We start from the raw sequence: 231 nt of genomic DNA, 5'->3' as shown, positions 1-231 counted from the left end.
AACAAGTAGAAGCTGATTTGCTGCGGTAAAAATTGCGCGGAGGCGACGATGAGAATCAGCAGGGCAGAGGCGACGGCGGCGCCAATTGACATCACCCGGCGTGAGGAAATATCAGAAAGTCGGCCAGAGACGACCCCGCCGAGCAGCGATGCCAAACCCGAGGCCAGCACGAAGCCTGCCAGGCCGCTTAAAGAATCATTGCCTACCGAGTGCGATAAAGCGACGATGAAG

The 231-nt window shown here is 57.1% G+C and carries 1 protein-coding gene; it reads right to left on the bottom strand.

Going from position 1 to position 231, the window contains the following annotated elements; genetic code table 11:
- On the bottom strand, positions 1 to 231 hold a 231-nt coding region (locus ACSV5T_RS10440), incomplete at both ends, for a hypothetical protein (RefSeq protein WP_438321107.1).

Source organism: Veillonella sp. ZSJB6, assembly GCF_051549505.1.
In the GTDB taxonomy this organism is placed as follows: Bacteria; Bacillota; Negativicutes; order Veillonellales; family Veillonellaceae; genus Veillonella.
The sequence above is the reverse complement of the archived record's forward strand: the minus strand, read 5'-3'. Positions and strand labels throughout refer to the sequence as shown.